The organism is Pseudomonas sp. TREG-RG-20F-10-E-6-01, from assembly GCF_022662455.1.
Lineage (GTDB): Bacteria > Pseudomonadota > Gammaproteobacteria > Pseudomonadales > Pseudomonadaceae > Aquipseudomonas.
Genome location: NZ_JAKNQP010000003.1, coordinates 662,755 through 686,652, shown reverse-complemented (window position 1 = coordinate 686,652; position 23,898 = coordinate 662,755). Strand labels below are relative to the sequence as shown.

At 62.9% G+C, this 23,898-nt stretch carries 11 protein-coding genes and 2 riboswitches; of the genes, 6 read left to right on the top strand and 5 right to left on the bottom strand.

The window, feature by feature from the left end; translation table 11 throughout:
- The first annotated feature begins 124 nt into the window (after positions 1-124).
- Positions 125-7,021 (top strand): DUF6543 domain-containing protein, encoded by a 6,897-nt coding sequence (locus L8K08_RS13290; protein WP_242197615.1) that lies wholly within the window; start codon positions 125-127, stop codon positions 7,019-7,021.
- Between the two features lie 94 nt (positions 7,022-7,115).
- On the opposite strand, the gene metH is transcribed toward L8K08_RS13290, so the two are convergent.
- Positions 7,116-10,826 (bottom strand): methionine synthase, encoded by a 3,711-nt coding sequence (metH, locus tag L8K08_RS13285; protein WP_242197613.1) that lies wholly within the window; start codon positions 10,824-10,826, stop codon positions 7,116-7,118.
- 164 nt (positions 10,827-10,990) lie between these two features.
- Between metH and L8K08_RS13280 the strand changes: the two genes are divergently transcribed.
- The 3 genes from L8K08_RS13280 (at position 10,991) to nfuA (ending at position 15,028) form a co-directional block, all read left to right on the top strand.
- Positions 10,991-13,297, top strand: coding sequence for a fatty acid cis/trans isomerase (locus tag L8K08_RS13280; RefSeq protein WP_242197611.1), 2,307 nt, complete (start codon positions 10,991-10,993; stop codon positions 13,295-13,297).
- A 64-nt stretch (positions 13,298-13,361) separates the two neighbouring features.
- On the top strand, positions 13,362-14,384 hold the full coding sequence (locus L8K08_RS13275) for an acyltransferase (RefSeq protein WP_242197609.1): 1,023 nt from the start codon (positions 13,362-13,364) through the stop codon (positions 14,382-14,384).
- A 59-nt stretch (positions 14,385-14,443) separates the two neighbouring features.
- On the top strand, positions 14,444-15,028 hold the full coding sequence (gene nfuA / locus L8K08_RS13270; protein WP_017136914.1) for a Fe-S biogenesis protein NfuA: 585 nt from the start codon (positions 14,444-14,446) through the stop codon (positions 15,026-15,028).
- 209 nt (positions 15,029-15,237) lie between these two features.
- Here the strand turns inward: nfuA and cobM are convergent, their stop codons facing one another.
- The 4 genes from cobM to L8K08_RS13250 form a co-directional block, all read right to left on the bottom strand.
- Complete coding sequence (cobM, locus tag L8K08_RS13265; protein WP_242197605.1) at positions 15,238-15,984, bottom strand: precorrin-4 C(11)-methyltransferase; 747 nt, start codon at positions 15,982-15,984, stop codon at positions 15,238-15,240.
- A gap of 69 nt (positions 15,985-16,053) precedes the next feature.
- The gene (locus tag L8K08_RS13260) at positions 16,054-16,446 is read right to left on the bottom strand and encodes a cobalamin biosynthesis protein (RefSeq protein ID WP_145165986.1); all 393 of its coding nucleotides are present in this window, start codon (positions 16,444-16,446) and stop codon (positions 16,054-16,056) included.
- Positions 16,443-17,150, bottom strand: a complete 708-nt coding sequence (locus L8K08_RS13255; protein ID WP_242197602.1) for a CbtA family protein — start codon at positions 17,148-17,150, stop codon at positions 16,443-16,445. Before L8K08_RS13255 ends, L8K08_RS13260 begins: the two co-directional genes overlap by 4 nt.
- An 11-nt stretch (positions 17,151-17,161) precedes the next feature.
- On the bottom strand, positions 17,162-17,350 hold the full coding sequence (locus L8K08_RS13250; protein WP_032875937.1) for a CbtB-domain containing protein: 189 nt from the start codon (positions 17,348-17,350) through the stop codon (positions 17,162-17,164).
- Between the two features lie 97 nt (positions 17,351-17,447).
- Positions 17,448-17,654, bottom strand: a riboswitch (cobalamin riboswitch).
- Between the two features lie 898 nt (positions 17,655-18,552).
- A riboswitch (cobalamin riboswitch) is annotated at positions 18,553-18,757 on the top strand.
- Positions 18,758-18,846: 89 nt separating this feature from the next.
- Here L8K08_RS13250 and cobW point away from each other — a divergent pair.
- Together cobW and cobN are read left to right on the top strand one after the other, a co-directional pair.
- Entirely contained in the window at positions 18,847-19,914 is a 1,068-nt protein-coding gene (cobW, locus tag L8K08_RS13245) for a cobalamin biosynthesis protein CobW (RefSeq protein ID WP_106580323.1), read from the top strand.
- A gap of 3 nt (positions 19,915-19,917) precedes the next feature.
- A complete protein-coding gene (gene cobN / locus L8K08_RS13240) occupies positions 19,918-23,679 on the top strand; it encodes a cobaltochelatase subunit CobN (RefSeq protein ID WP_242197599.1) in 3,762 nt (1,253 codons plus the stop codon).
- Positions 23,680-23,898 lie beyond the last annotated feature (219 nt).

The window sequence follows — 23,898 nt, the reverse complement described above, 5'->3', positions numbered from 1 at the left end:
GATCCGGTCGATCCTGAGCAAGCATAGTCAATTCCCCGCAGCGGGCGATAAAAGTGCACCGCTTCGCGGGGCCGCCAGCGTGATTTTCTGATGCTTCCTCAAGACGCATCAGGAATCTGCACGCATGCCTACCCCTTCACTTCATGTTCCCTTCATCAAGACCCGTTTGCCCGGATGGATCAAACACCTGGCGGCGCCGGATATCGAGGCCCTCAACCGCGCCCGCGACCCGGTGCAGCGCTTCAAGAGCGCCTACCCCGAGGCCTTTGCCGCCGCCAGCCCAGCATTGCGCCAGGCCCTGGACGACAGCGGCCGCCGGCGCCAGGCCTCCAGCCAGGCCCTGGCAGCAACGCTGAAAGACTTCAAAGGCGTCACCGAGTTTGCCGAGCCGTTGCTGGCCGAGGCATTGCACAAGACATTCGGCCAAACACCCGACGTCAACACCACCGCGCTGTTCCACCTGCACGCGCCCAACCGGGTCGAACAGCAGTCGCTGTTGCAAGCCGCGCTGCGCAACTTCGAAGACGGCGAACGGTTTGATGAAACCGCGTTGCAGGAAACCAGTGCGCTGGCCCCGGCGGGGTCGCTGGACACCCTGGCGTACGATGAAAGCGAGCGTTATCCCTTTGCGAAATGGCGTTACCGCCTGCGCGACAAGTTGTCGATCAAGCCTGAAGATTTCGCCAGCCTGTGCCGTGAGCTGGACCTGGGTCAGCAGTACCAGCAACACCTGAGCGGCGTGTTTGAGACGCCAGCCACTGCGGCGCAGGTGCGCCGGCAGATGATCGAGGCAAACAAGGACACACTGCGGGTACAAGCCCACATCGCTCGCCTGCGCTCGACTCTCAGCCCCACGGCCTACGCCACGTTGCTGGCGATACTCGATGCCCATCCCGCACCGAGCCTGGATGGCAAGCCGGTGGCTTACAGCCAGTTGAACCTGTTGGGGGTGCAGGTGAGCGAGGTGCTGATCATCGGCGCCAGTGCGCGCAAGCCGTTGCCGGGCGTGGTGACGCTCATCGACGTTTTCCTGCCGGCGGCGGAGCTGCTCAAACCCCAGGTGGGCGACAGTCGAATCATCGTGTGGATCCCCGGCGATCCGCGTAACCCCGTCAGGGAGTACGCATCGCTCAAGGCGTTCACCGCGCAGTTGGCGCTCAACCTGCGCTCGGTGGATTACCAGCGTTTTTTTACCGGCTTCTTGGCCCAGGATGAAGCGCAGATGTTCCTTCGGCGGCTTAGAAGCCAATTGAAGACCACGCGTTGGAACCCGAACCCGCTGCCCCCAGGGCCCAATTACAACCCTGCGGCCTACGCCCACGGGATGTACGAAGAAGTCTGGAACGACAACGTCAACCTGCGGCCCGAAGAGACCTTCATCAACGTCGAGGTGTTCGGCCATCTGTACGAACGGCACCTTGCATGCCTCAGGTCCAACGCGAAGTTGCTGGCGGTGCCCACCGCGCAAGTCGATCACGATGCCTGGGTCAATCGCCTCAAGCACTGGGCCGAATGGGGCTTGAACCTCCTCAATGTGGCGGCGTTTTTGGTGCCGGGCCTGGGCGAAGTGATGATGGCCGTCACCGCCATACAGATCGGCTATGAGGTTTATCAAGGCGTGGAAGCCTGGAACGCTGGCGACAGCGACGAGGCCTGGGCGCATCTTGCCTCGGTGATGCAGAACGTCGCGTTCATGGCCGCGCTGGGTGCCGTGGCGGGCAGGGCGCCGCCGGTTGTGCCGTCGCGCTTCGTCAACGGCATGAGCCGGGTGGTCACGCCGTTCGGCAAACTGCGCTTGTGGCATCCCGACCTTGCGGCCTACAAAAGCAGCGTCTCGCTCAAGGGGCTTGAACCCAACGCGTTGGGGCAATACCCGGTAGCAGGCAAAACCTACATTGCGCTGGAGGGCAATGTTTACGAAAAGACCTTCGACCCGGTGCGCAAGCAATGGCGGATCAAGCACCCGACTGACATCGACGCCTATCAGCCGATTGTGCAACACAACGGGCACGGTGCCTGGCGGCACACGCTGGAGCGGCCGTTGACATGGCGTCGCAGCACATTGCTGCGCCGGTGCGGGCTGCACATGGAGCCATTTTCCGATGCGCAACTGGAACAGATCGCCGACGTCTGCGGGATCAGTGATGATCAATTGCGCAAACTGCACATGGATCAACAGGCGCCGCCGCCGGAGGTGTTGGAGATGGCCCGGCTGTTCGAGGCAGACCGCCAGGCGGACGAGGTGATCAGGCAAATCCGCGAAGGCGCCTGCGTGGAGGGCCTCTGCCAGTTCATGGTGCCGCTGGCGGTGGACATGCCGGGCTGGCCGGTCGAGGAGGTGGTGGAGGTGTTCAGCGGGCCCGAGCCCTGGGGCACTTCCCAGCGGTTTGGCGCAGCGTCGCCGGGCAGCACAAGGCCCACGATCAAGATCACCCAGGCGCAGGTCGATACCGGGCAATTGCCGGCGCACGTGCTGGCAGCCCTCAATGACGAGCAAATCAGCCGTTTGCTGGGCCGCGAAAACATCCAGGCCGGCGCCGACCAGGTGCAGGTGTTCAGAGAGCGTCTGGCCGATCAGGCGCAGGCCCGCAAGAAGGCGCTGTTCGACAGCCTCCAGAGCCGACGGGCGCCGCCAGACACCGACACTCGCGCACTGCAGCGCAGTTTTACGTCACTCTCGCCAGAAGCCGCGCAGCGGGTACTGGCCAGTGCCAGCGCTGCTGAGTTGAGCCAACTGCGCAGCAGTGGCCGGGTGTCTCTGCGCCTGGCCAAAGCCATTCGCGTGCACCTGCATCAGGGCAGTCTGAGCCGCGCCCTGGCAGGCGTGTACCGCGAAAACCTGGCCTCTGCGGCCAGTGACCGCTTGGCGCTGCACAGCCTTGAGCAACTGCCCGGTTGGTCGACGGCTATTCGCATCGAAGAACGGCCCCTGGGCATCAAAGGGCCGCTGGTGGACAGCATCGGCGCAGAACAGGCCGCAACGCGTTATTACCTGATCAAGGCGGATGAAAGTTTTCGGCTGCTGGATGCCGAGGGCAGGGTACTCAATAGCCTTCCCCGGTACGGTCGCAATCTGTTTGAGTCGCTGCTGCACGCGCTGCCTGATGCGCTGCGCGAGTCTTTGCAGGGCGAGCCGGCTGAGGCGTTGCGCAAGCAAGTGGCGGACTACGCGTGCAGCCACCGCGAGGCCATGTCGCGCATCCTCAAGCGCGAGCCGCTCAAGGCCGGCGCCGGTCGCCGGGTACGAAGCCCGACCGGTCAACCGGGTTATGCGGCCAGCGGTGATGCGGTGGGGTTTGCCGACGAGCCGTTGGTTGCCAGGGTGCGCGATATTTATCCCAATCTGGATGATCAGCAGGCGTTGCAGTTCGTCAGGAGTCGACTGCTTGCCGGCGATTCCGATCAGCAGGTGTTCCACCTGTTGGAGAACCGACGCAGGGAGTTCGAGGGCTTGCGCGCAGCATTGGACACCTGGGTCGAAGGCGCCGTGCCTGCCTATCCTCGGGGGGCCAACTGGCCAACCCGGCGCGATATTGCCGAGCGGCTCATCGCCGGCTGGAGAAACGGTGTGTACCGCGGGCAGGCGCCGTTGTTCGAACTCAATCTGTTGGGCACCGAGCCGTTGCCGACCTGGGCTGCCGATTTTTCCCATGTGCGCAAGGTGCGAATCAGCAGTTCACAGCTCGCCGCAGGTGCACTTTCCGAACAGTTTGGCGCGCTCGAAGCCCTCGATATTTGCATTGATTCAGCCAACATGGCTGCATTCGCCGACGTGCTGGCGGGGCTCACCGGCATTACCGAGCTCAAGCTCGAGCTGCCGACGTTTTTCGGCGAGTATTCGCCGGCATTGACCCAGGCGCTTCAAGGCATGAACCAGCTGGAGCAGTTGCACTTGACCGGCAGCCTTCCGGCCCTGGATTACCGTGCGCTGCCGCGTTTGCGTACGTTGCGGCTGGCCGGCAACCTGCGCGAATGGCCGGCAGGTCTGCTGGCGTTTGAGGGGCTTGAATCGGCCGACCTGACCGGCGTGCAGATCGCCGCACTGCCCGACGAACTGTTCACGGGGCATGAGCGTTTGTGGCGCCGCTTGAGGTTGAACTGGAAGGCCCTGGAACCGCAGGCGTTCCGACAGGCCTTTGACTACGTGCAGGGCAATCCGGCGCATCTGGTGGACGAACCGTACATCGTCGCGCAGTACTGTGAACAGCGCCTGGAAGCGCTGGTGCCGCATGTCCCGACCTTCGCCGCCAGTGCACTCGCCGCGTTCCATCAGGACGGCCTGGCGGGCCGTGCGTTGCTGAATAAGGTCGAGGCGCTGCACGAGGCGTATCGCGCCTGGGATGCGCCGCTGGTTGAATGGCAAAGCCGCGATGGCGCGCGCGTCGAGGGCGAGCAAATGCCCTCCCACCATCGCCAGACGCTGGCGGACCGGCTGCGCGTGTGCTGGCGTGACGCGCTGGCTGCCCGGTACGCGACCCGCGAACCGGTGGCGGGCCCGTCGCGAGGCCGTGGCGAGCCGATGAGAGAGACATTGGACTTGCGCGAATATGGTGCGCCGGGCGATTTGCCGGCGCTGGGCAATACGCTGTTCCCGCACATCCGGCGTTTGATCCTGGCCGGTGCAAAGCTCACGGCGGCGCAGGTGAATGGGTTCGTGGGCCGTTTTGTGCAGTTGCGCGAACTGGATCTGAGTCACAACCGCCTGACCGAGCTGCCTCAGGCCCTTGAGACGCTGGAACACCTGAGCGACCTGAGTCTGTGTGGCAACGAACTGACGATCACCACGCCCACCCAGACGCGGCTGAACCGCCTCAAAGCACTGCGACGGCTGGACTTGTCGATGAATCGCGTTGGCCGGCTGAGCGTCACGTCGCTGACAGAACTGGTGTCGCTGAACCTGGGGCAGACCGCGATCGTCGACTGGCCCGAGGGCGTGCTGAACCTGCCGCGCCTGGGTTTCCTCGACCTCAGCCACAGTGCCGTCACCGGCATTCCCGAAGCGGTGCTGGCCGGGCACGATGTGTTGCTGGCCGGCACCAGCCTGCGCGGTTGCCGCTTGAGCCCGACGGCGCTGGCCGTGGCGCAGGCTTTTGCCCGCCGCACCAGCGCCGGAAGACCCATGGCGAGCATGTTTGACCGGCCGTTCGGGATTGATCGCAACGTACTGGCGGCCGGGATGACCGGCGGCGATCCCATGTTCTTCCCGGTAGAAGTGTCGCAGCACCCGGACCTGATAATGCCGTTGGCATTGGCGCCCAAAGACACCGAGGCGTCACTGACCTCGGCCGAGCGCCTGCAACGCCTTGATCCACAGCTTGATGCCACCCAGGCCGGCAAGCGAATCGACACATGGCTGGCGCAGGACGTGAGTGCCACGCAGATCGAAACGGCGTTGCGCCAGTGGCAGGCGCAGCACACCCAGATGATCGAGCGGCTAAATGGCTGGATTGACAGGCCCGCCGTGCGCAACCGTAACGAGTGGGTCAACGCGACCGATCGCCGGCGCGCCGCTGATCGGCTGCTGGCCTGCTGGCGGGAGACGCTGAGCGACGTGCGAGGCATCCAGGCGCCCGCCAATGACGCTGCGCTTGACTTGAGCGGCCTGATCCTCGGCGACCTGCCGGCGCTGCCGGTTACCTTCAACCATGTGCGGGCGCTGGACCTGAGCGGTGTGCGGCTCACCACCGCCTCGAATGATTTTCTACGCGCCTTCCCGCGCTTGAACCGCCTGATGCTCAACGGCAACCGCATGGGCACGCTGCCCGAGGCCCTAACGCAGATGGCAGACCTGACCGAGCTGGGTATCCACGACAACGCGCTGGCGGCCAACGTGCCGTTGCAGAGCCAACTGCGTGGCTTGCCGCGCCTGCAAGTGTTGGACCTGGGGCGCAACGCCCTGAGCACGTTTGACCTCACCGGTCTTGACCGCCTGCAAAGCCTGGATCTGAGTCGCAACCGGTTGTCCGAATGGCCCACCGGCGCGTTGCAAGCCCCCGCGCTGACCCGCCTCGATCTCAGGAACAACTACCCGATAGCTGTGATCCCTGCCGACGCATTTGAGCCGCAACATGCTGCCTTGATGGCCGGTACCGATTTGTCCGGCAACCTGCTGCTTGAGGAAGCGTTGATCCGCCTGCGCGAGTATCAACGCGAAACCGAGCGTGGGCTGGGTTTCAGTGCCGAGGAAATTGACGATCAGCTGGCGGGGTACGGGGCCGAGTCCGATGACGAACAACCTGATGTTCACCCTGAGCTGGAGCCGGCAGCGGTGCAAAAGGCACGCTGGTTTGACGGCGTGTCCGTCGACTCGGAAAAACACGCGATATGGGACACGGTGATCGCCCGTGACGACAGCGGTGATTTCTCCAACATACTGGCGCAACTGCGTAATACCCGCGACTTCGAACTCGACCGCGCCGACCTGGCCGGACGGGTTTGGCAGGTGCTGGAGGCGGCCTACGGCGATGCGGCCTTGTGCGAGCGGCTGATGGGCATCGCGCGTGCTTCCAGGCTTGCGGTGACCTGTGGGGATGGCCGCATGCTGTTGTTCAACGCGCTGGAAGTCGAAGTTTATGAGTTCAATGCCCTGCGTGCCATCGACCCCACCGACAAGGGGCGCGCCCTGCTGAAACTGTCCAGAGGGTTATTCCGCCTTGACCAGCTGGAGGCGGTGGCGCGCGTGCGGATCCGCGAAAACCCGGGCACCGACCCGGCCGAAATACGCCTGGCCTACCGCATCGGCCTGGCCCGGCGCCTGGCCTTGCCCAGGCAACCTGCAAGCATGCTTTACGAAGGTCTTTCCGGAGTACGGCCAGTCGACCTGGAGGCGGCCTATACGACGATCATGGCCCGCGAACAGACACCGCTGTTCATCGAGCAACTGACGGCGCGCGCGTACTGGGTCGATTATCTGCAGCAGCAGTACCCGGACGCGTTCGCCCGGCTGCAGCAGACGCTGGCAGACAGCGCCTCTGCGCTGGAGGATCGCTACCCCGACATGAATTCGGCGTACCTGCAGTAGATGGAGGCGTTGCAGAAGGCCAACAAGGTGCAGCGCCAGGCCTTGATAAACGTGCTGTCAGCGCGGGAGATCGCCGCGCTGGGCCATTAGCCGATCAGTTGTCGTAACCCAGGTTCGGCGCCAGCCAGCGCTCGGTCACGGCCAGGTCCTGGCCTTTGCGCGCGGTGTAGCTCGCGACCTGATCCTTGTCGACCTTGCCCACGGCAAAGTACTGCGCCTGCGGATGGGCGAAGTACCAGCCACTGACGGCCGCCGCCGGGAACATCGCGTAGTGCTCGGTGAGGAACACGCCGCTGCGCCCGGCGTGCATTTCGCGCGCCTGGGGGTCCAGCAATTGGAACAGCTGGGCCTTCTCGGTGTGATCAGGGCACGCCGGGTAGCCGGGAGCCGGGCGGATGCCGCTGTATTGCTCCTTGATCAGCGCCTCGTTGTCCAGTTGCTCGTCCTTGGCGTAACCCCAGTGCTCTTTACGCACTTGCTGGTGCAGCCACTCGGCGCAGGCTTCGGCGAGGCGGTCGGCCAGGGCCTTGACCATGATCGAGTTGTAGTCGTCGCCGGCGTCCTGGTAAGCCTTGGCGACTTCTTCGGCGCCGATACCGGCGGTGGTGATAAAGCCACCGATGTAGTCGGTCACGCCGCTGTCTTTTGGCGCCACGAAGTCGGCCAGGGAGAAGTTCGGCTTGCCGTCGGTCTTGATGATCTGCTGGCGCAGGTGATGCAGCTTGGCAATCGGCTGGCCATCGTCGCCGTAGACTTCCAGGTCATCGTCCTGCACCTGGTTGGTCGGCCAGAAACCGAACACCGCGCGGGCGCTGATGAGTTTTTCGTCGATCAGCTTCTTGAGCATTTCCTGGGCATCGGCGTAGAGCGCGGTGGCCGCTTCACCGACCACTTCGTCTTCGAGGATGCGCGGGAACTTGCCGGCCAGGTCCCAGGAGATAAAGAACGGCGTCCAGTCGATGTACTCGGCCAGCACCTTGAGGTCGATATTGTCCAGCACCTTGGCGCCGGTGAAAGTCGGCTTGACCGGGGTGTAGGTGCTCCAGTCGAACTGCGGCTTCTTGGCAATCGCGGCCGGGTAGCTCAGGCGCTCGGTGCGGGCGCTGCGGTTGGACGTACGCTCGCGCACGTCGATGTATTCCAGGCGGGTTTTCTCGACGAAGCCGGCCTTCAGCTCCTTGGACAGCAATTGCGTGGCCACGCCCACTGCGCGCGAGGCGTCGGTGACGTAGATCACCGCGTCGTTGCTGTACTTGGGCTCGATCTTCACCGCCGTGTGCGCCTTGGAGGTGGTGGCGCCACCGATCATCAGCGGCAGGTGGAAGTCCTGGCGCTGCATCTCGCGGGCCACGTGCACCATCTCATCCAGCGACGGCGTGATCAGGCCGGACAGGCCAATGATGTCGCACTTCTGTTCCTTGGCCACCTGCAGGATCTTCTCCGCCGGCACCATCACGCCCAAGTCGACAATGTCGTAGCCGTTGCAACCGAGCACCACGCCGACGATGTTCTTGCCGATGTCGTGTACGTCACCTTTTACCGTGGCCATCAGGATCTTGCCCTTGGCTTCCGGCTTGTCGCCTTTTTCCAGCTCGATAAACGGAATCAAGTGGGCCACGGCCTGCTTCATCACCCGGGCGGACTTCACCACCTGGGGCAGGAACATTTTGCCGGCGCCGAACAGGTCACCGACGATGTTCATGCCGGACATCAGCGGGCCTTCGATCACTTCGATCGGGCGCGCGAACGACTGGCGCGATTCTTCGGTGTCTTCAACGATGTGCGTGGTGATGCCTTTGACCAGCGCGTGTTCCAGGCGCTTGTTGACGTCCCAGCCACGCCATTCTTCGGTCTCGGCTTCTTTGACGCTGCCGTCGCCCTTGTACTTGTCGGCGATGGCCAGCAGGGCGTCAGTGCCTTCCGGCGTGCGGTTGAGCACCACGTCTTCCACCGCATCGCGCAGCTCGGCCGGGATCTGGTCGTAGATCTCCAGCTGGCCGGCGTTGACGATACCCATGCTCAGGCCATTGCGGATCGCATACAGCAAAAACACCGAGTGAATCGCCTCACGCACCGGGTTGTTGCCACGGAACGAGAACGACACGTTGGACACGCCGCCCGAGGTCAGCGCGTACGGCAGCTCGTCGCGGATGTAGGCACAGGCATTGATGAAGTCGACGGCGTAGTTGTTGTGCTCCTCGATACCGGTGGCGACCGCGAAGATGTTCGGGTCGAAAATGATGTCTTCCGGCGGGAAGCCGACTTCATTGACGAGGATGTCGTAGGAGCGTTTGCAGATTTCTTTCTTGCGCGCTTCGGTATCGGCCTGGCCGGCTTCGTCGAAGGCCATTACCACCACGGCGGCGCCATAACGCTTGCACAGCTTGGCGTGGTGAATGAACTGCTCGACGCCTTCCTTCATGCTGATGGAGTTGACGATGCCCTTGCCCTGGATGCACTTGAGGCCGGCTTCGATCACTTCCCACTTGGAGGAGTCGATCATGATCGGTACGCGAGAGATGTCCGGCTCGCCGGCAATCAGGTTGAGGAAGGTCACCATGGCCTTCTTCGAATCGAGCATGCCCTCGTCCATGTTGATGTCGATCACCTGCGCGCCGGCTTCCACCTGCTGCAGGGCGACTTCCAGGGCTTCGGTGTAGTTGTCTTCACGGATCAGGCGGGCAAAACGTGCAGAGCCGGTGATGTTGGTGCGCTCGCCGACGTTGACGAACAACGAGCTGCGATCAATGGTGAACGGCTCCAGGCCCGACAGGCGGCACGCCTTGGGAATGTCCGGAATCGGGCGCGGTGCGTAGCCGGCCACGGCCTTGGCGATGGCTTCAATGTGGCCTGGCGTGGTACCGCAGCAGCCGCCGACGATGTTGAGGAAGCCGCTCTGGGCGAACTCTTCGATGACCTTGGCGGTTTGCGACGGTAACTCGTCGTATTCGCCGAATTCGTTGGGCAGGCCGGCGTTCGGGTGCGCGGAAACGTGGGTATTGGCCTTGTTCGACAACTCTTCCAGGTACGGACGCAGTTCACTGGCGCCCAGCGCGCAGTTGAGGCCCACGGACAGTGGCTTGGCGTGGCTGACGGAGTTCCAGAACGCTTCGGTGGTCTGGCCCGACAGGGTACGGCCGGAGGCGTCGGTGATGGTGCCGGAGATCATGATCGGCAGTTCGACGTTCAGTTCTTCGAACACGCCTTGCACCGCGAAGATCGCGGCCTTGGCGTTGAGGGTGTCGAAAATGGTTTCGATCAGGATCAGGTCGGCGCCGCCTTCGATCAGGCCTTTGGTGGCTTCGGTGTAGTTTTCCACCAGCTCGTCAAAGGTCACGTTGCGGTAGCCGGGGTTGTTCACGTCCGGCGACAGCGAGCAGGTACGGCTGGTCGGGCCAAGCACGCCGGCGACAAAGCGCGGCTTGGCGGGGTTTTCCAGGGTCTTGGCGTCGGCGATCTTGCGCGCCAGTCGCGCGCCTTCTACGTTTAATTCGTAGGCCAGTTCTTCCATGCCGTAATCGGCCATGGAGATGCGCGTGGCGTTGAAGGTGTTGGTTTCCAGAATGTCGGCACCGGCGTCCAGGTAGGCCTTTTCGATGCCGCCGATCACGTCCGGACGGGTGATCACCAGCAGGTCGTTGTTGCCCTTGACGTCGCTCGGCCAGTCGGCGAAGCGTTTGCCCCGGTAGTCGTTTTCCTCAAGCTTGTAGCTCTGGATCATCGTGCCCATGCCACCGTCGAGGATCAGGATGCGTTCCTTGAGGGCTTGGTGAAGGGCTTGCAGACGAGCACTACGATCGGACATGGGACTACTCTGGTCAGGCATTTCGGAGGGCGTGAATCATAGCAAACCTGTGCCGATTTGGAGCATGCCCAGGTTTTGCATGAATATCGTTCATGTTGGGGCAGGGCCTGGCCCGGTAGACTGCTGGCACTTTATATCGCACGCATTGAATCGGGACCGGATACATGTCACTTCGCCTCATCATCAGCGCCGTCCTGGCCTTGATAGCCAGCAGCGCTCATGCACAGGCTTTACCGCTAAACAGTCCCGCCCCGGCGATCTCTTATACCCGCGACGTTCAGCCGATCTTCACCGAAAAGTGCGTGGCCTGCCACGCCTGTTACGACTCAGCCTGCCAGCTCAATCTGGGCAGTGCCGAGGGCGCGGCGCGCGGCGCGACCAAAGTGCCGGTCTACGACGGCGAACGCAGCCAGGCCGCACCGACCACCCGTTTGTTCGCTGATGCCTTCGGCAAGCAGGCCTGGCAGCAGAAGGGCTTCTACTCGGTGCTGGACGCCCAGGGCAGCCAGGCCGCATTGATGGCGCGCATGCTGGAGTTGGGCCATAACGCGCCACTTGAACCCAATGCCAAGCTGCCCGACGAGATCATGCTGGGCCTGAACCGCCAGAACATGTGTGCCATGCCCGGCGAGTTCAATGCCTACGCCGGCGCGCATCCCAAGGAAGGCATGCCGCTGGCCGTCACCGGCCTGACCGACCAGCAATACCAGACGCTGCAGCGCTGGCTGGCATCCGGCGCACCGATTGATGAGCAAGGTCTGGCGCCCAGCGCCAGGGAAGCCTTGCAGGTGCAGCAGTGGGAAAACCTGTTCAACCAGCCCGGCGCCCGCGAAAGCCTGGTTGCGCGCTGGTTGTATGAGCATTTGTTCCTGGCGCACATCTACTTCGAGAACGGCGAGCCGGGGCATTTCTTCCAATGGGTGCGCTCACGCACGCCGAGCGGCCAGCCGATTGATCTGATCGCCACCCGTCGCCCCAACGATGATCCAGGCACCCAGGTTTATTACCGCCTCTGGCCGGTGCAGGGCGTGATCGTGCACAAAACGCACATCACGTACCCGTTCAGCGCGGCGAAAATGGCCCGCATCAAGGCGCTGTTCTACGCCGGTGACTGGCAGGTCAATGCCTTGCCGGGCTATGGTCCGGGGCGCCGGGCCAACCCGTTCGAGACCTTTGAGGCGATTCCGGCCAAGGCGCGTTACCAGTTCATGCTCGATAACGCCGAATACTTCGTGCGCACCTTTATTCGCGGGCCGGTGTGCCGTGGGCAGATCGCCACGGACGTGATCCGCGATAATTTCTGGACCCTGTTCCAGGACCCGGACCACGACCTGTACATCACCGATGCGCGTTATCGCGGCCAGGCCACGCCATTGCTTGCGATGCCGGGGCAGAACGACGACGTGGGCAGCGTGCTCGGCCTGTGGCTGGCCTATCGCGACAAGCGCAACCAGTACGAGGCCTTGCGCCGTGACAGCTACGCAGACTTGCCGCCGCCGAGTTGGTCGACCCTGTGGGCGGGTAATGACAATGCCTTGTTGAGCATTTTCCGCCATTTCGACAGTGCCTCGGTGACCAAGGGCCTGATCGGCGAGGTGCCGCAAACGATGTGGTTGTTCGATTACCCGTTGCTGGAACGCACTTATTACCAGTTGGCGGTGAACTTCGATGTGTTCGGCAACGTGTCGCACCAGGCCCAGACCCGGCTGTATTTCGACCTGATCCGCAATGGCGCCGAGCAGAACTTCCTGCGTCTGATGCCGGCCGATACCCGCGATGATTTTATGGATGATTGGTACCAGAACAGCGGCAAGCTCAAGCTCTGGCTGGACTATGAAGCGATTGATGATGACAAGCCGAGCGGCTTGCACCTGGATGAAAAGGACCCCAAGCGCGATTTTGCCAAGCAGTTGCTGACGCGTTATGGCTATTTGAATGCCAGCCCGGATCCGATCAACCGCTGCACCAGTGCCTATTGCTCGCGCGACGGGATTGAGCCGGCGCTGCAGGATGCGGAGCAGGCGCTTAGTCGCCTGACGTCGAGGCCGGCGGCGGGGCTCAAGGTGATCGACCAGTTGCCGGAAGCGACCCTGCTGCGCGTTGAAACGGCCAGCGGCAAACGCGTGGTTTACAGCATGCTGCGCAACCGGGCGCACAGTAATGTGGCGTTTTTATTGGGCGAGGCTTACCGCTATCAGCCGGGGCTGGATACCCTGACCATCTACCCCGGCGTAATCAGCAGCTACCCGAACTTCATGTTCAATATTCCGGCGCAGGAAGTGCCCGAGTTTGTGGCGGCGATGGAGAATGCCAAGGACGCCAAGCGCTTCGAGAAGATCGTCGATCGCTGGGGCGTGCGCCGCAGTCATCCGCTGTTCTGGGAGTATTTCCACGACTTGTCGCAGTACATCCGCGAAACCACGCCGGTGGAAGAAGGCGTGCTCGACATGAACCGCTACGAGAATCTTTGATCGACCTTTGACCGTCCGCCATGGTCCCAACTTCATCTAGATGAGTTGGGAAGGGCGGCAAACAATGTTGATCTCGGTACAGGCGTTGCGCGCGCTGGCGGCCTGGACGGTGGTAGGGCACCACTTCATGCAGATTTTCTTCGGTTTCAAGGCGGACACGGCCTTGGGCAGGTTATTTGTCGAAAAGGGCGCCGCGGGCGTGGACGTGTTTTTTGTCATCAGCGGCCTGGTGATTTTCCTGTCTACCCAGGACAAGGACCTGCCGCCGTGGCGCTTCCTGTTGTACCGTCTGCTGCGCATCGTGCCGGCCTACTGGTTCTACACGCTGCTGATGGCGTTACTGGTGGTGGTCGCCCGGCCAATGTTGCCGGACCAGAGCGTCGATGCCGCCCATGTGTTGATGTCGCTGTTGTTTATTCCTTCGCAAAACCCCGGTGGTTATGGCGTTTACCCAACCCTTAACGTCGGTTGGACGCTGAACTACGAGATGCTTTTTTACCTGCTGTTTGCCTGGGCCTTGCTGTTTCGTCGGCAATGGCGACTGCTGGTGGTGGCGGCGTTGCTGTTTGCGGTCTGCGAGGCCTGGACCTCGTTTGGCTGGATCAGTGAGTTCTATCGCTCGGACATTGTCGTCGAGTTTCTGATGGGCATCGGCATCGGCATGCTCTACCGCAAGGGCTGGATTCGCCCGGGGTTATGGCTGCCGCTGCTGGGAATCGCCGCAGCGCTGCTGGCGATCTATCATTGGCCGGCTTCGCCCCGCGCCTTGACCTGGGGCCTGCCGAGCGCGGTATTGGTGGTGGCGTGCGTGGCGCTTGAGCGATTCTTCGTCAATTATCGTCTGCTCAAAGTGCTCGGGGACTGCTCCTATTCGGTGTATTTGCTGCACGTGTTAGTGCTATCGGCCGGTGGCTATCTGGCCCAGCGTTACGGCTTGAACCCCTATGCCGTGCTGGCCGTGTGCGTGGTGATCATCGGCCTGAGCGCCATGGGCAGCTACCGATGGCTGGAGCAGGGCAGTTATCGCGTGCTCAAAGGCTGGTTTGATGGCGACGAACGGTCGAGTTTATCCCGACAAAAACACTAGGACTTTGTACCTCTGTAATGATTTGGCGTAAACTGCCCGCAAGCCTGTGAGGAGTTTCCATGACTGCCATAACCATTACCGACGCCGCCCACGATTACCTGGCCGACCTGCTGTCCAAGCAGAACACCCCAGGTATAGGCATCCGCGTCTTTATCACCCAGCCCGGCACCCAATACGCCGAGACTTGCATCGCCTACTGCAAGCCCGGAGAAGAGAAACCTGAAGACACCGCCTTGGGGCTGAAAAGCTTCACCGCCTACATCGACAACTTCAGCGAAGCCTTCCTCGACGACGCCGTGGTCGACTACGCCACCGACCGCATGGGCGGCCAGTTGACCATCAAGGCGCCCAACGCCAAGGTGCCGAATGTCAACGCTGACAGCCCGGTCAACGAGCGCATCAACTACTACCTGCAAACCGAGATCAACCCGGGGCTGGCCAGCCACGGCGGTCAGGTCAGCCTGATTGATGTGGTCGAAGACGGCATCGCCGTCCTCAAGTTCGGCGGCGGTTGCCAGGGCTGCGGCCAGGCGGACGTGACCCTGCGTGAAGGCATCGAGCGCACCTTGCTCGAGCGCATTCCGGAGCTTAAGGGCGTACGTGATGTGACCGACCACACGCAGAAAGAAAACGCCTACTACTGAGTAAGGTGTTCGCTGCGAACAAAAAAACGGCGCCCCGTGAGCGCCGTTTTTTATGCTTAAAATTCAGCGTCTTGCATGGTATTCCTGTCAAAGAAGATTAACTGTGGGAGCGGGCTTGCTCGCGAATGCGGTGTATCAGTCAGTACATCTGCAACTGACCCACCGCATTCGCGAGCAAGCCCGCTCCCACATTGTTTGACCGCATTTCTTCAGGGGCGATAGAGGTGCGCGTGGCCTGCACGGTACAGCGAAGACTCACTGAAACCGTCACTGGCCAGCACCCGCCCAACCACAATCAATGCCGTGCGCCGGAAACCCTTGGCGGCGACTTTCTCGGCAATATCACTCAGCGTACCCACCACCCAATCCTGATCCGGCCACGTCGCCCGGTGCACCACGGCAATCGGGCAATCCGCGCCATAGTGCGACAACAGCTCGGCGACGATCTTCTCTAGGTGATTAACGCCCAGGTGAATCGCCATGGTCGTGCCGTGGCGGGCCAGGCTGTCGAAATCTTCACCGGGCGGCATGCGGGTTTTGTCGGCATAACGGGTCAGGATCACACTCTGGGCGATATCCGGCAGGGTCAGCTCGGTCTCCAGCAGCGCCGCGCAGGCCGCCACCGCCGTGACCCCTGGAATGATCTGGAAGGGAATGCCCGCCTCACGTAAATGGCGGATCTGCTCGCCAATCGCCCCGTACAGGCTGGGGTCGCCGGAGTGCACGCGCGCCACATCCTGGCCCTTGGCATGGGCAGCCTTGATCAAGTCGATGATCTGTTCCAGGTGCAATTCGGCGCTGTTGACCACCTGTTCCGCCTGATGACCGTCCAACACCGCCGCCGGCACCAATGAGCCGGCATAGATGATCACCGGGCAACTGCGGATCAACCGTTGGCCTTTGACGGTAATCAATTCCGGGTCGCCGGGGCCTGCGCCGATGAAGTAGACGGTCATGGAAATTCCTGTTGAAAAACGGGCGAGCATGAAGATTGCTCATGATCGAGAAGGGCGATTATCGGGTTTTTAGCCGGCGCAGGCCAATGCAAAGGTGGCCTGGGCGACTTTTTTGCGCGTGATCAGCAGGCGGGCGGGGCGGTGGGAGAGCTGTTCAGCCAAGGCCAGGGCGGCACTTTCGGCGATGCCGTAACAGCCGGTATGGGCAAACGCCACCGCAGATCTGTGACTGAGGCGCGGTTCAAACACCGCCAATTGCGTTGCGCTGAAACACTGCAACGGCAGGTTCAATACCTGCGCCAGGGCAAGCAGCCCCGGTTCATCGCGCTTGCGGTCGATACTGGCCAGCGCGGTGATGCGCTGGCGCTCGATACCGCCCTCGGCAAGGGCGGCGTCAAACAGACCGAGCAGGGTGTGAACATCACACCCGCGCTGGCAACCCAGCCCGACCACCAGCGTCATGCCGAGTATTGATCGTCGCGATTGCGGCGAAACAGCCAGGCGCTGATCAGGCCCAGTGCCAGCCAGAAGGCGATATTGGTCAGTTGCGAGGCGATCTTGAACTGGGCTTCCAACGCTTCTGGAGCCAGCATCGAATGCACTTCAGGTTGCGGCGCGCCGATCACATGCGGCACGGCCAGGATCGCCACGCCCAACACTTTGAGCAGCCAATTGCGACCAAACACCAGCAGCGCGATACCCGCAGCCGTGGACGCCGCAGTACCGACCCACCAGATCTGCCGCTGCGCCAGGTCGGCGGCAGCGGTGCCCGGCAACTCCGGTGGCAGGCCCAGGGTCGGTGCCAGTACAAACGTCGCGTAACCGGCCAAGCCCCACAGCAGCCCTTGAGCGGTGCGGGTTGGCGCGCGCAACGTGTAAAGGCCGGCCAGCATCAATGCGAAACCGACCGCAACCACCAAGTTACCGCCAGTGGTGGACAGCACGCGCTGCCAGCCGTTTTCCGGCTCCCAGGCTTCGGCGTCGTGGGTGTGAGCGGCGGCGCCTTCAGCGTGTACATGGGGCACGACTTCGGCAGCGGTAGGCGCGTTTTCAAAGGTTTCCGCCTGCAGAATCAGCGGGGCGACCCAGAAGCTTTGCAGCAGGGTCAGCAGCAGGGCGGCGAGCAAGCCGGTGAAGCCTGCGGTTTGGGCGATACGCTTGATCATGTCGGCAGGTCTCAGTGGCACGGGAACGCGGCGCTGTGGCGGGTATCGTGGGCAGCGTTGTGCACCGCCTCGATATGCGAGAAACCGGCGAAATACACCAGGCACGCGCCGAGGATCGACGCACCAATGGCGGCGGTCAGGCGTTGGCTCAGGGTGGCGGTGCTACTGGCGGAGTGCGAGGTGCTGCTGATGATCGACATGGGCGCGTCCCTTCGGGTTTCGGGGTGAAACGAGCGCATGAAAACCCTGCGAGCCGGGCACGCAGGGTTCTGAACAGCGCCCGCCCACCGCGGGTTTGTTATCTGAAATTTTTCGGGCCGGTCTCCGGGCTTGCGAGGGACGCTGGGTCTAAAAGCATCGCCTTCCCATGCCGTACAGGCACAGTGGTTATGACGCTTCGCTCGCTTACCGTTGCGGGGGCAGCACCGGACTTCTTATGTGCAGGCATAAGTCACCGGTTTCCCGTTTCACCCTGTGAAGGGCACCCGAAACAAGGTGTGTAGGAGAGCATGTGGGTGGGAGGGGAGTCAAATGGGATGTCTGGTGTACATATCCGTTGCTGCGGTAACGGCTTCGTATGGTTCCGCCTCTTACAGCGGGTCACTTTTGGCAAACGCCCGGAATGCCGGCCCAGCCAAAAGCAACCAAAAGGTCTTTGCCCCACCACTCGGTGCCTCGCCTGCGTTCGGCCAGCGTGGTTGACGGGGCTTGTCAGATTAAAAGCAGAGCAACACATGATCCATCTGATCAACTGAGATCCAAATGTGGGAGCGGGCTTGCCCGCGAATGCGGTGGTTCAGGCAGCTCATGTGTCACTGGCACACCGCCTTCGCGAGCAAGCCCGCTCCCACAATTTCACCGAGTTTAACTGCCAGCACCGCACTGCTTTGCTTTTCGGTGGGAGCTGGCTTGCCTGCGATGCAGACAACTCGGTGTATCAGGCATAACCAGTTGATGCCATCGCAGGCAAGCCAGCTCCCACATTTGATTGAGTTCAGGTTCCAGAATCAGGTCGGCTGTCAGGCCGCCTCGGTTTTGCTTCTACCACTCAGGTCGGCTACTAGGCCGCCGTGCTTTTGCTTTTGATCTTGATCTTAGGCGCCCCGTTAAACCACGCTGGCCTCACGCAGGTTTTGGAGCGTGGGTAAACCGGCAGGACGCCGGTTTAGCCGTGTTGGGCCATGGATGGCCCATCGCGGCGGCCCACGCTCCAAAGCCTGCGTGAGGGCACACCGAGCCTAAGCGAGGTGCCGAGTGGTGGGGCAAGAGCCTTTTGGTTACTTTTGGGCTCTTTTCAAAAGTGACCCGCTGTAAGAGCGGAACCCATAGCCGCCCTCACCGCAGCAACGGATATGCACACCATCCACCCAACCCCATCATTGACCATCCCCCACGCACTGCGTAGCCTTGGCACCCTCGAGGTTCTTCGGCCCACGCCGAAGCTAAGAAGGGAACGCGGTCCAAGCCGCGGCTGCCCCCGCAACTGTAAAGGGTTCAACTGACTGCCACGCCACTGCCCTTAACCAAGGCGGGAAGGCGCAGCCAGCGCCGGTCGCAAGACCCGCAAGCCCCAAGCCAGGAGACCTGCCTCGTAACCGATTTTCTACTTCAACCGGGCGGGGTGATCCGGTGACGAAATCCGCTCCTGCGCGCCGCAGGGCCTATCGTCCCGTATGCCCGCCCCAAAGGGCATCCGATGAAAACACTGGCCAAACTCCCCGTCACCATCGTTACCGGCTTTCTCGGCTCGGGCAAAACCACCTTGCTGCGCCACATGCTCGACAACGCCCAGGGTCGTCGCATCGCCGTGATCGTCAACGAGTTCGGCGAGTTGGGCATCGACGGTGAAATCCTCAAACAGTGCTCCATCGGTTGCACCGAAGAAGAAGCCAACGGCCGCGTCTACGAACTGGCCAACGGCTGCCTGTGCTGCACCGTGCAGGAAGAATTTTTCCCGGTCATGCGCGAACTGGTCGCCCGTCGCGGCGACCTCGACCACATCCTCATCGAAACCTCCGGCCTCGCCCTGCCAAAACCGCTGGTGCAGGCCTTCCAGTGGCCGGAAATCCGCAGCGCCTGCACGGTTGACGCCGTGATCACCGTGGTCGACAGCCCGGCCGTGGCCGCCGGCACCTTCGCCGCGTTCCCGGACCAGGTCGACGCCCAGCGCAAACTCGACCCGAACCTGGACCACGAGTCGCCACTGCACGAGCTGTTCGCCGACCAACTGGCCAGCGCCGACCTGGTGATCCTCAACAAGTCCGACCTGATCAGCCCTGAAGACCTGGCCCGCGTGCGCCTGGAAGTCGCCGAAGAGTTGCCGCCCGCGGTGAAAATCATCGAAGCCAGCAGCGGTCGCCTGCCACTGGACGTGCTGATTGGCCTGGGCGCCGGCTCCGAAGAACACATCGACGGCCGCCACAGTCACCACGATCATCACCACGACGGTGAAGACGACCATGACCACGATCACGACGCCTTCGACTCCATCTCCATCGACCTGCCGCAAGCCGACGAAGCGCTGCTGCTCGACGCCCTGACCCAGCTGGTGGTGCAACACGGCATCCTGCGCGTCAAAGGTTTTGCGGCAATCCCGAACAAGCCGATGCGCCTGTTGATTCAGGGCGTGGGCACGCGTTTTGACAAACACTTCGACCGCGCCTGGGGCGCCGACGAAGCGCGCATCACGCGCCTGGTGCTGATCGGCCAGGAACTGGATGCGGCGGGCCTCGAAGCGCAACTGCGCGCCGCCCTCAGCGTTTAACCCATGCACCTGCTCAGGACCCAGCCCGGTGGTTTCGTCTCGGACGACAATATTGCCGACTTAGGCCAAACCCCCGCTGAACTGGTGATCCTGTGCAGCGGCGATTCCAGCCTGGCGCTGCTGGCCGAAGCGGCTCAGCAGTTGCCCGACGACTACCCCAGCGTTCGCCTGGCCAACCCGATGCAGGTGCAAAACCATGCCTCGGTCGACCTGTATGTCGATGAGGTGTTGCGCCACGCCAAGGTCATCCTGATTTCGCTGCACGGCGGCATCGGTTATTGGCGCTACGGCATTGAACGCCTGGTGGAGCTGGCCGAGCGCGGCGTGCAGCTGATCCTGGTGCCGGGTGATGATCGCCCAGACCCGGAACTCAGCGGCTTGAGCACGGTAGGCGCTGAAGCGCGTGATCGCCTCTGGCACTTCCTGCGCCAGGGCGGCCTGGGCAATGCGCTGGATTTCTATCGCTGCCTGGCGAGCAGCTACCTGGGCCGCGACTACGCCTGGGCCGAGCCGCAAACCCTGCCACGCACCGCGATTTATCACCCGCACAAAGCCAACGCTCGCCTCAATGATTGGCTGGCGGACTGGCAGGCCGATTTTCCGGTGGCGGCGGTGCTGTTCTACCGCTCGCATTTGCAGGCGGCCAATACCGGTTTTATCGACGTGTTCTGCCAGCGTTTGCAGGCGGCGGGCCTCAACCCGTTGCCGATGGCGGTGGCCAGTTTGAAAGAGCCCGGCTGCCTTAAAGTGGTCGAGGACTTGCTGGATGAAGTGCAGGCGGCGGTGATTCTGAACACCACCGGCTTTGCCCAATCCAGCCCCGAAGCGCCGCACCTGCGCCCGTTTCGTCGCAATGTTCCGGTGATCCAGGCGATTTGCGCGCAGGACAACCAGCCCGGCTGGGAAGCCAGCGAACAAGGCCTCGGCCCGCGCGACCTGGCCATGCACATCGCTTTGCCGGAGCTGGACGGGCGCATCATCAGCCGGCCGATCAGCTTCAAGGACCTGGCCTGGCGCAGCGAGCGCAGCCAGTCCGACGTGGTGTGCTACCGCGCCGCGCCCGAGCGCATGGATTTTGTCGCCGAACTGGCGCGGCGCTGGGTTGAACTGGCGCGGGTGCCGAATGCGCAAAAGCGTATCGCGCTGATCCTCGCCAACTACCCGACCCGCGACGGCCGCATCGGCAATGGCGTGGGGCTGGACACGCCGGCAGCAGCGCTGAACATCCTGTGCGCGCTGCACGCCGAAGGTTACCCGGTGCCGAGTGAGTTGCCCGCCAGCGGCACCGCGCTGATCCATGAACTGCTCGGCGGCATCACCAATGACCTCGACAGCCTCGACCTGCGCCCGTGCCATCAAAGCCTGGGCCTGGACGACTACGAGGCAATATTCAAGCGCTTGCCCGAGGCCAATCGCCAAGCGGTCATGGAGCGCTGGGGCACGCCGCACAGCGACCCGATGTGCCGCGACGGGCGCATGATGATCGCCGGCCTGCGCCTGGGCCAGACCTTCGTCGGCATCCAGCCCGCACGCGGTTATCAGGTCGACCACAGCGCGGTGTACCACGACCCGGACCTGGTGCCGCCGCACGGCTACCTGGCGTTTTACTTCTGGTTGCGCCACACCTACGGCGCCCACGGCGTGATCCACGTCGGCAAGCACGGCAACCTCGAATGGCTGCCGGGCAAAGGTGTGGGGCTGTCGGAAAATTGCTGGCCCGATGCGCTGCTGGGGCCGCTGCCGAACATCTACCCGTTTATCGTCAACGACCCGGGCGAGGGCGCCCAGGCCAAGCGCCGCACCCAGGCGGTGATCATCGACCACCTGATGCCGCCGCTGACCCGCGCCGAAACCTACGGCCCGTTGCGTAACCTTGAGCTGTTGGCGGACGAGTACTACGAGGCGCAATTGCTCGACCCGCGCCGCGCCCTCGAGCTGCAAAAAGACATCCTCAAGCTGGTGCGCGAAACCCGTATCGACCAGGAGCTTGAGCTGGATAACGACGCCGACGCGGCGGTCTGGCTGCCGCGCCTGGACACCTACCTGTGCGACTTGAAGGAGTCGCAGATCCGCGACGGCCTGCATATCTTTGGCGAGTCGCCCGACGGCCGCTTGCGCATCGACACCTTGTTGGCCTTGCTGCGCATCCCGCGCGGCGATGGCCGTGGCCCGCAATCGAGTTTGCTGCGCGTCTTGGCCAAGGCCTTCGAGCTGGGCTTTGACCCGCTCGATTGCGCCCTGGCCGAGCCCTGGACCGGGCGCCGACCCGAGGTCTTGCAAAAGATCGATCAGCAGCTGTGGCGCACCGCCGGTGATACCCGCGAGCGCCTGGAGTTGTACGCCGCGCGTTTGATCGAGCAAGCACTGGAAGGGCCGCTTGAGCAGCTTGAAGAGCCCGGCTGGGAAGACGTGAAGTCGGTCATCGAGAGCCTGCGCATTGTCGTCGCGCCACGCCTGGATGCCTGCGGGCCGGCGGAAATGCGCGGCTTGCTGGATGCCTTGAGCGGTCGCTTCGTACCGGCCGGCCCCAGCGGCGCGCCGAGCCGTGGACGCCTGGACGTGCTGCCCACCGGGCGCAATTTCTTCAGCGTGGATGTGCGCAACCTGCCCACCACCACGGCCTGGCGCATCGGCTTTCAGTCCGCCAACCTGATCCTTGAACGGCACCTGCAGGACCACGGCGATCATCTGCGCCAACTCGGCCTGTCGGTATGGGGCACCGCGACCATGCGCACCGGCGGCGACGATATCGCCCAGGCCATGGCGCTGATGGGCGTGCGCCCGGTCTGGGCCACGGGCAGCCAGCGCGTGGATGACTTTGAAATCCTGCCGATCAGCCTGCTGGACCGTCCGCGCGTTGACGTAACGCTGCGCGTGTCCGGGTTCTTCCGTGATGCCTTCGCCAACCTGATTCGCCTGTTCGACGCCGCGGTGCAGGCGGTGGCGGCGCTGGATGAGCCGGATGACATGAACCCGCTGGCGGCCAAGGTGCGCAGCGAACGTGAGGCACTGCTCAGCGCCGGCCTGGATGAGAGCGCCGCTGCAAAACAAGCCGGCTGGCGCATCTTCGGCGCCAAGCCGGGGGCTTATGGCGCTGGCGTCCAAGGTGCGATTGACGCGCGGCTGTGGCAGAGCCGCGAGGACTTGGCCGAGGTCTACTTGAACTGGGGCGGCTACGCCTACGGTGGTGCCGATGAAGGCACCGCCGCCCGCGAACAGTTCGCCCAGCGCCTGAGCCAGGTGCAGGCGGTCCTGCAAAACCAGGACAACCGCGAGCACGACCTGCTCGATTCCAATGACTACTACCAATTTCAGGGTGGCATGCTCGCCGCCGTGGAAACCCTGAGCGGCGACAAGGCCGCCAGTTACCATGGCGACCACAGCCAGCCGGACTTGCCGAAGATCCGCACCTTGAAGGAAGAGCTGAACCGGGTGATCCGTTCCCGCGCCGCCAACCCCAAGTGGATCGAAGGCGTGAAGCGCCATGGCTATAAAGGTGCGTTCGAAATGGCCGCGACGGTGGACAACCTGTTCGCGTTTGATGCCACCACGGCGCTGATCGATGATCACCAATACGCGTTGCTTGCCGACGCTTACCTGCTTGACGCTGACACCCGAGCCTTCGTGCAGCAGCACAACCCTGACGCGTTGCGCGACATGACCGAACGCATGCTCGAAGCCCAGCAACGCGGCCTGTGGCAAGAGCCCGGCGCATACCGCGAGGCGTTGGAAAACCTGTTGCTGGATATAGAAGAAGACAGCTAGCGTACGAGCCCCACTGTCGTGGCGAGCAGAATTGTTGTGGCAAGCGGGCTTGTTGTGGCGAGCGGGCTTGCCCCGCGTTGGGTCGCGAAGCGGCCCCAAAACCGCACACCCGGTTCTTTCAGGAAAACCGCGTTGTTTGTATTAGGGCTGCTTCGCAGCCCAACGCGGGGCAAGCCCGCTCGCCACAACGAGCGGTAGCCACGACCAGCCCGGCCACCT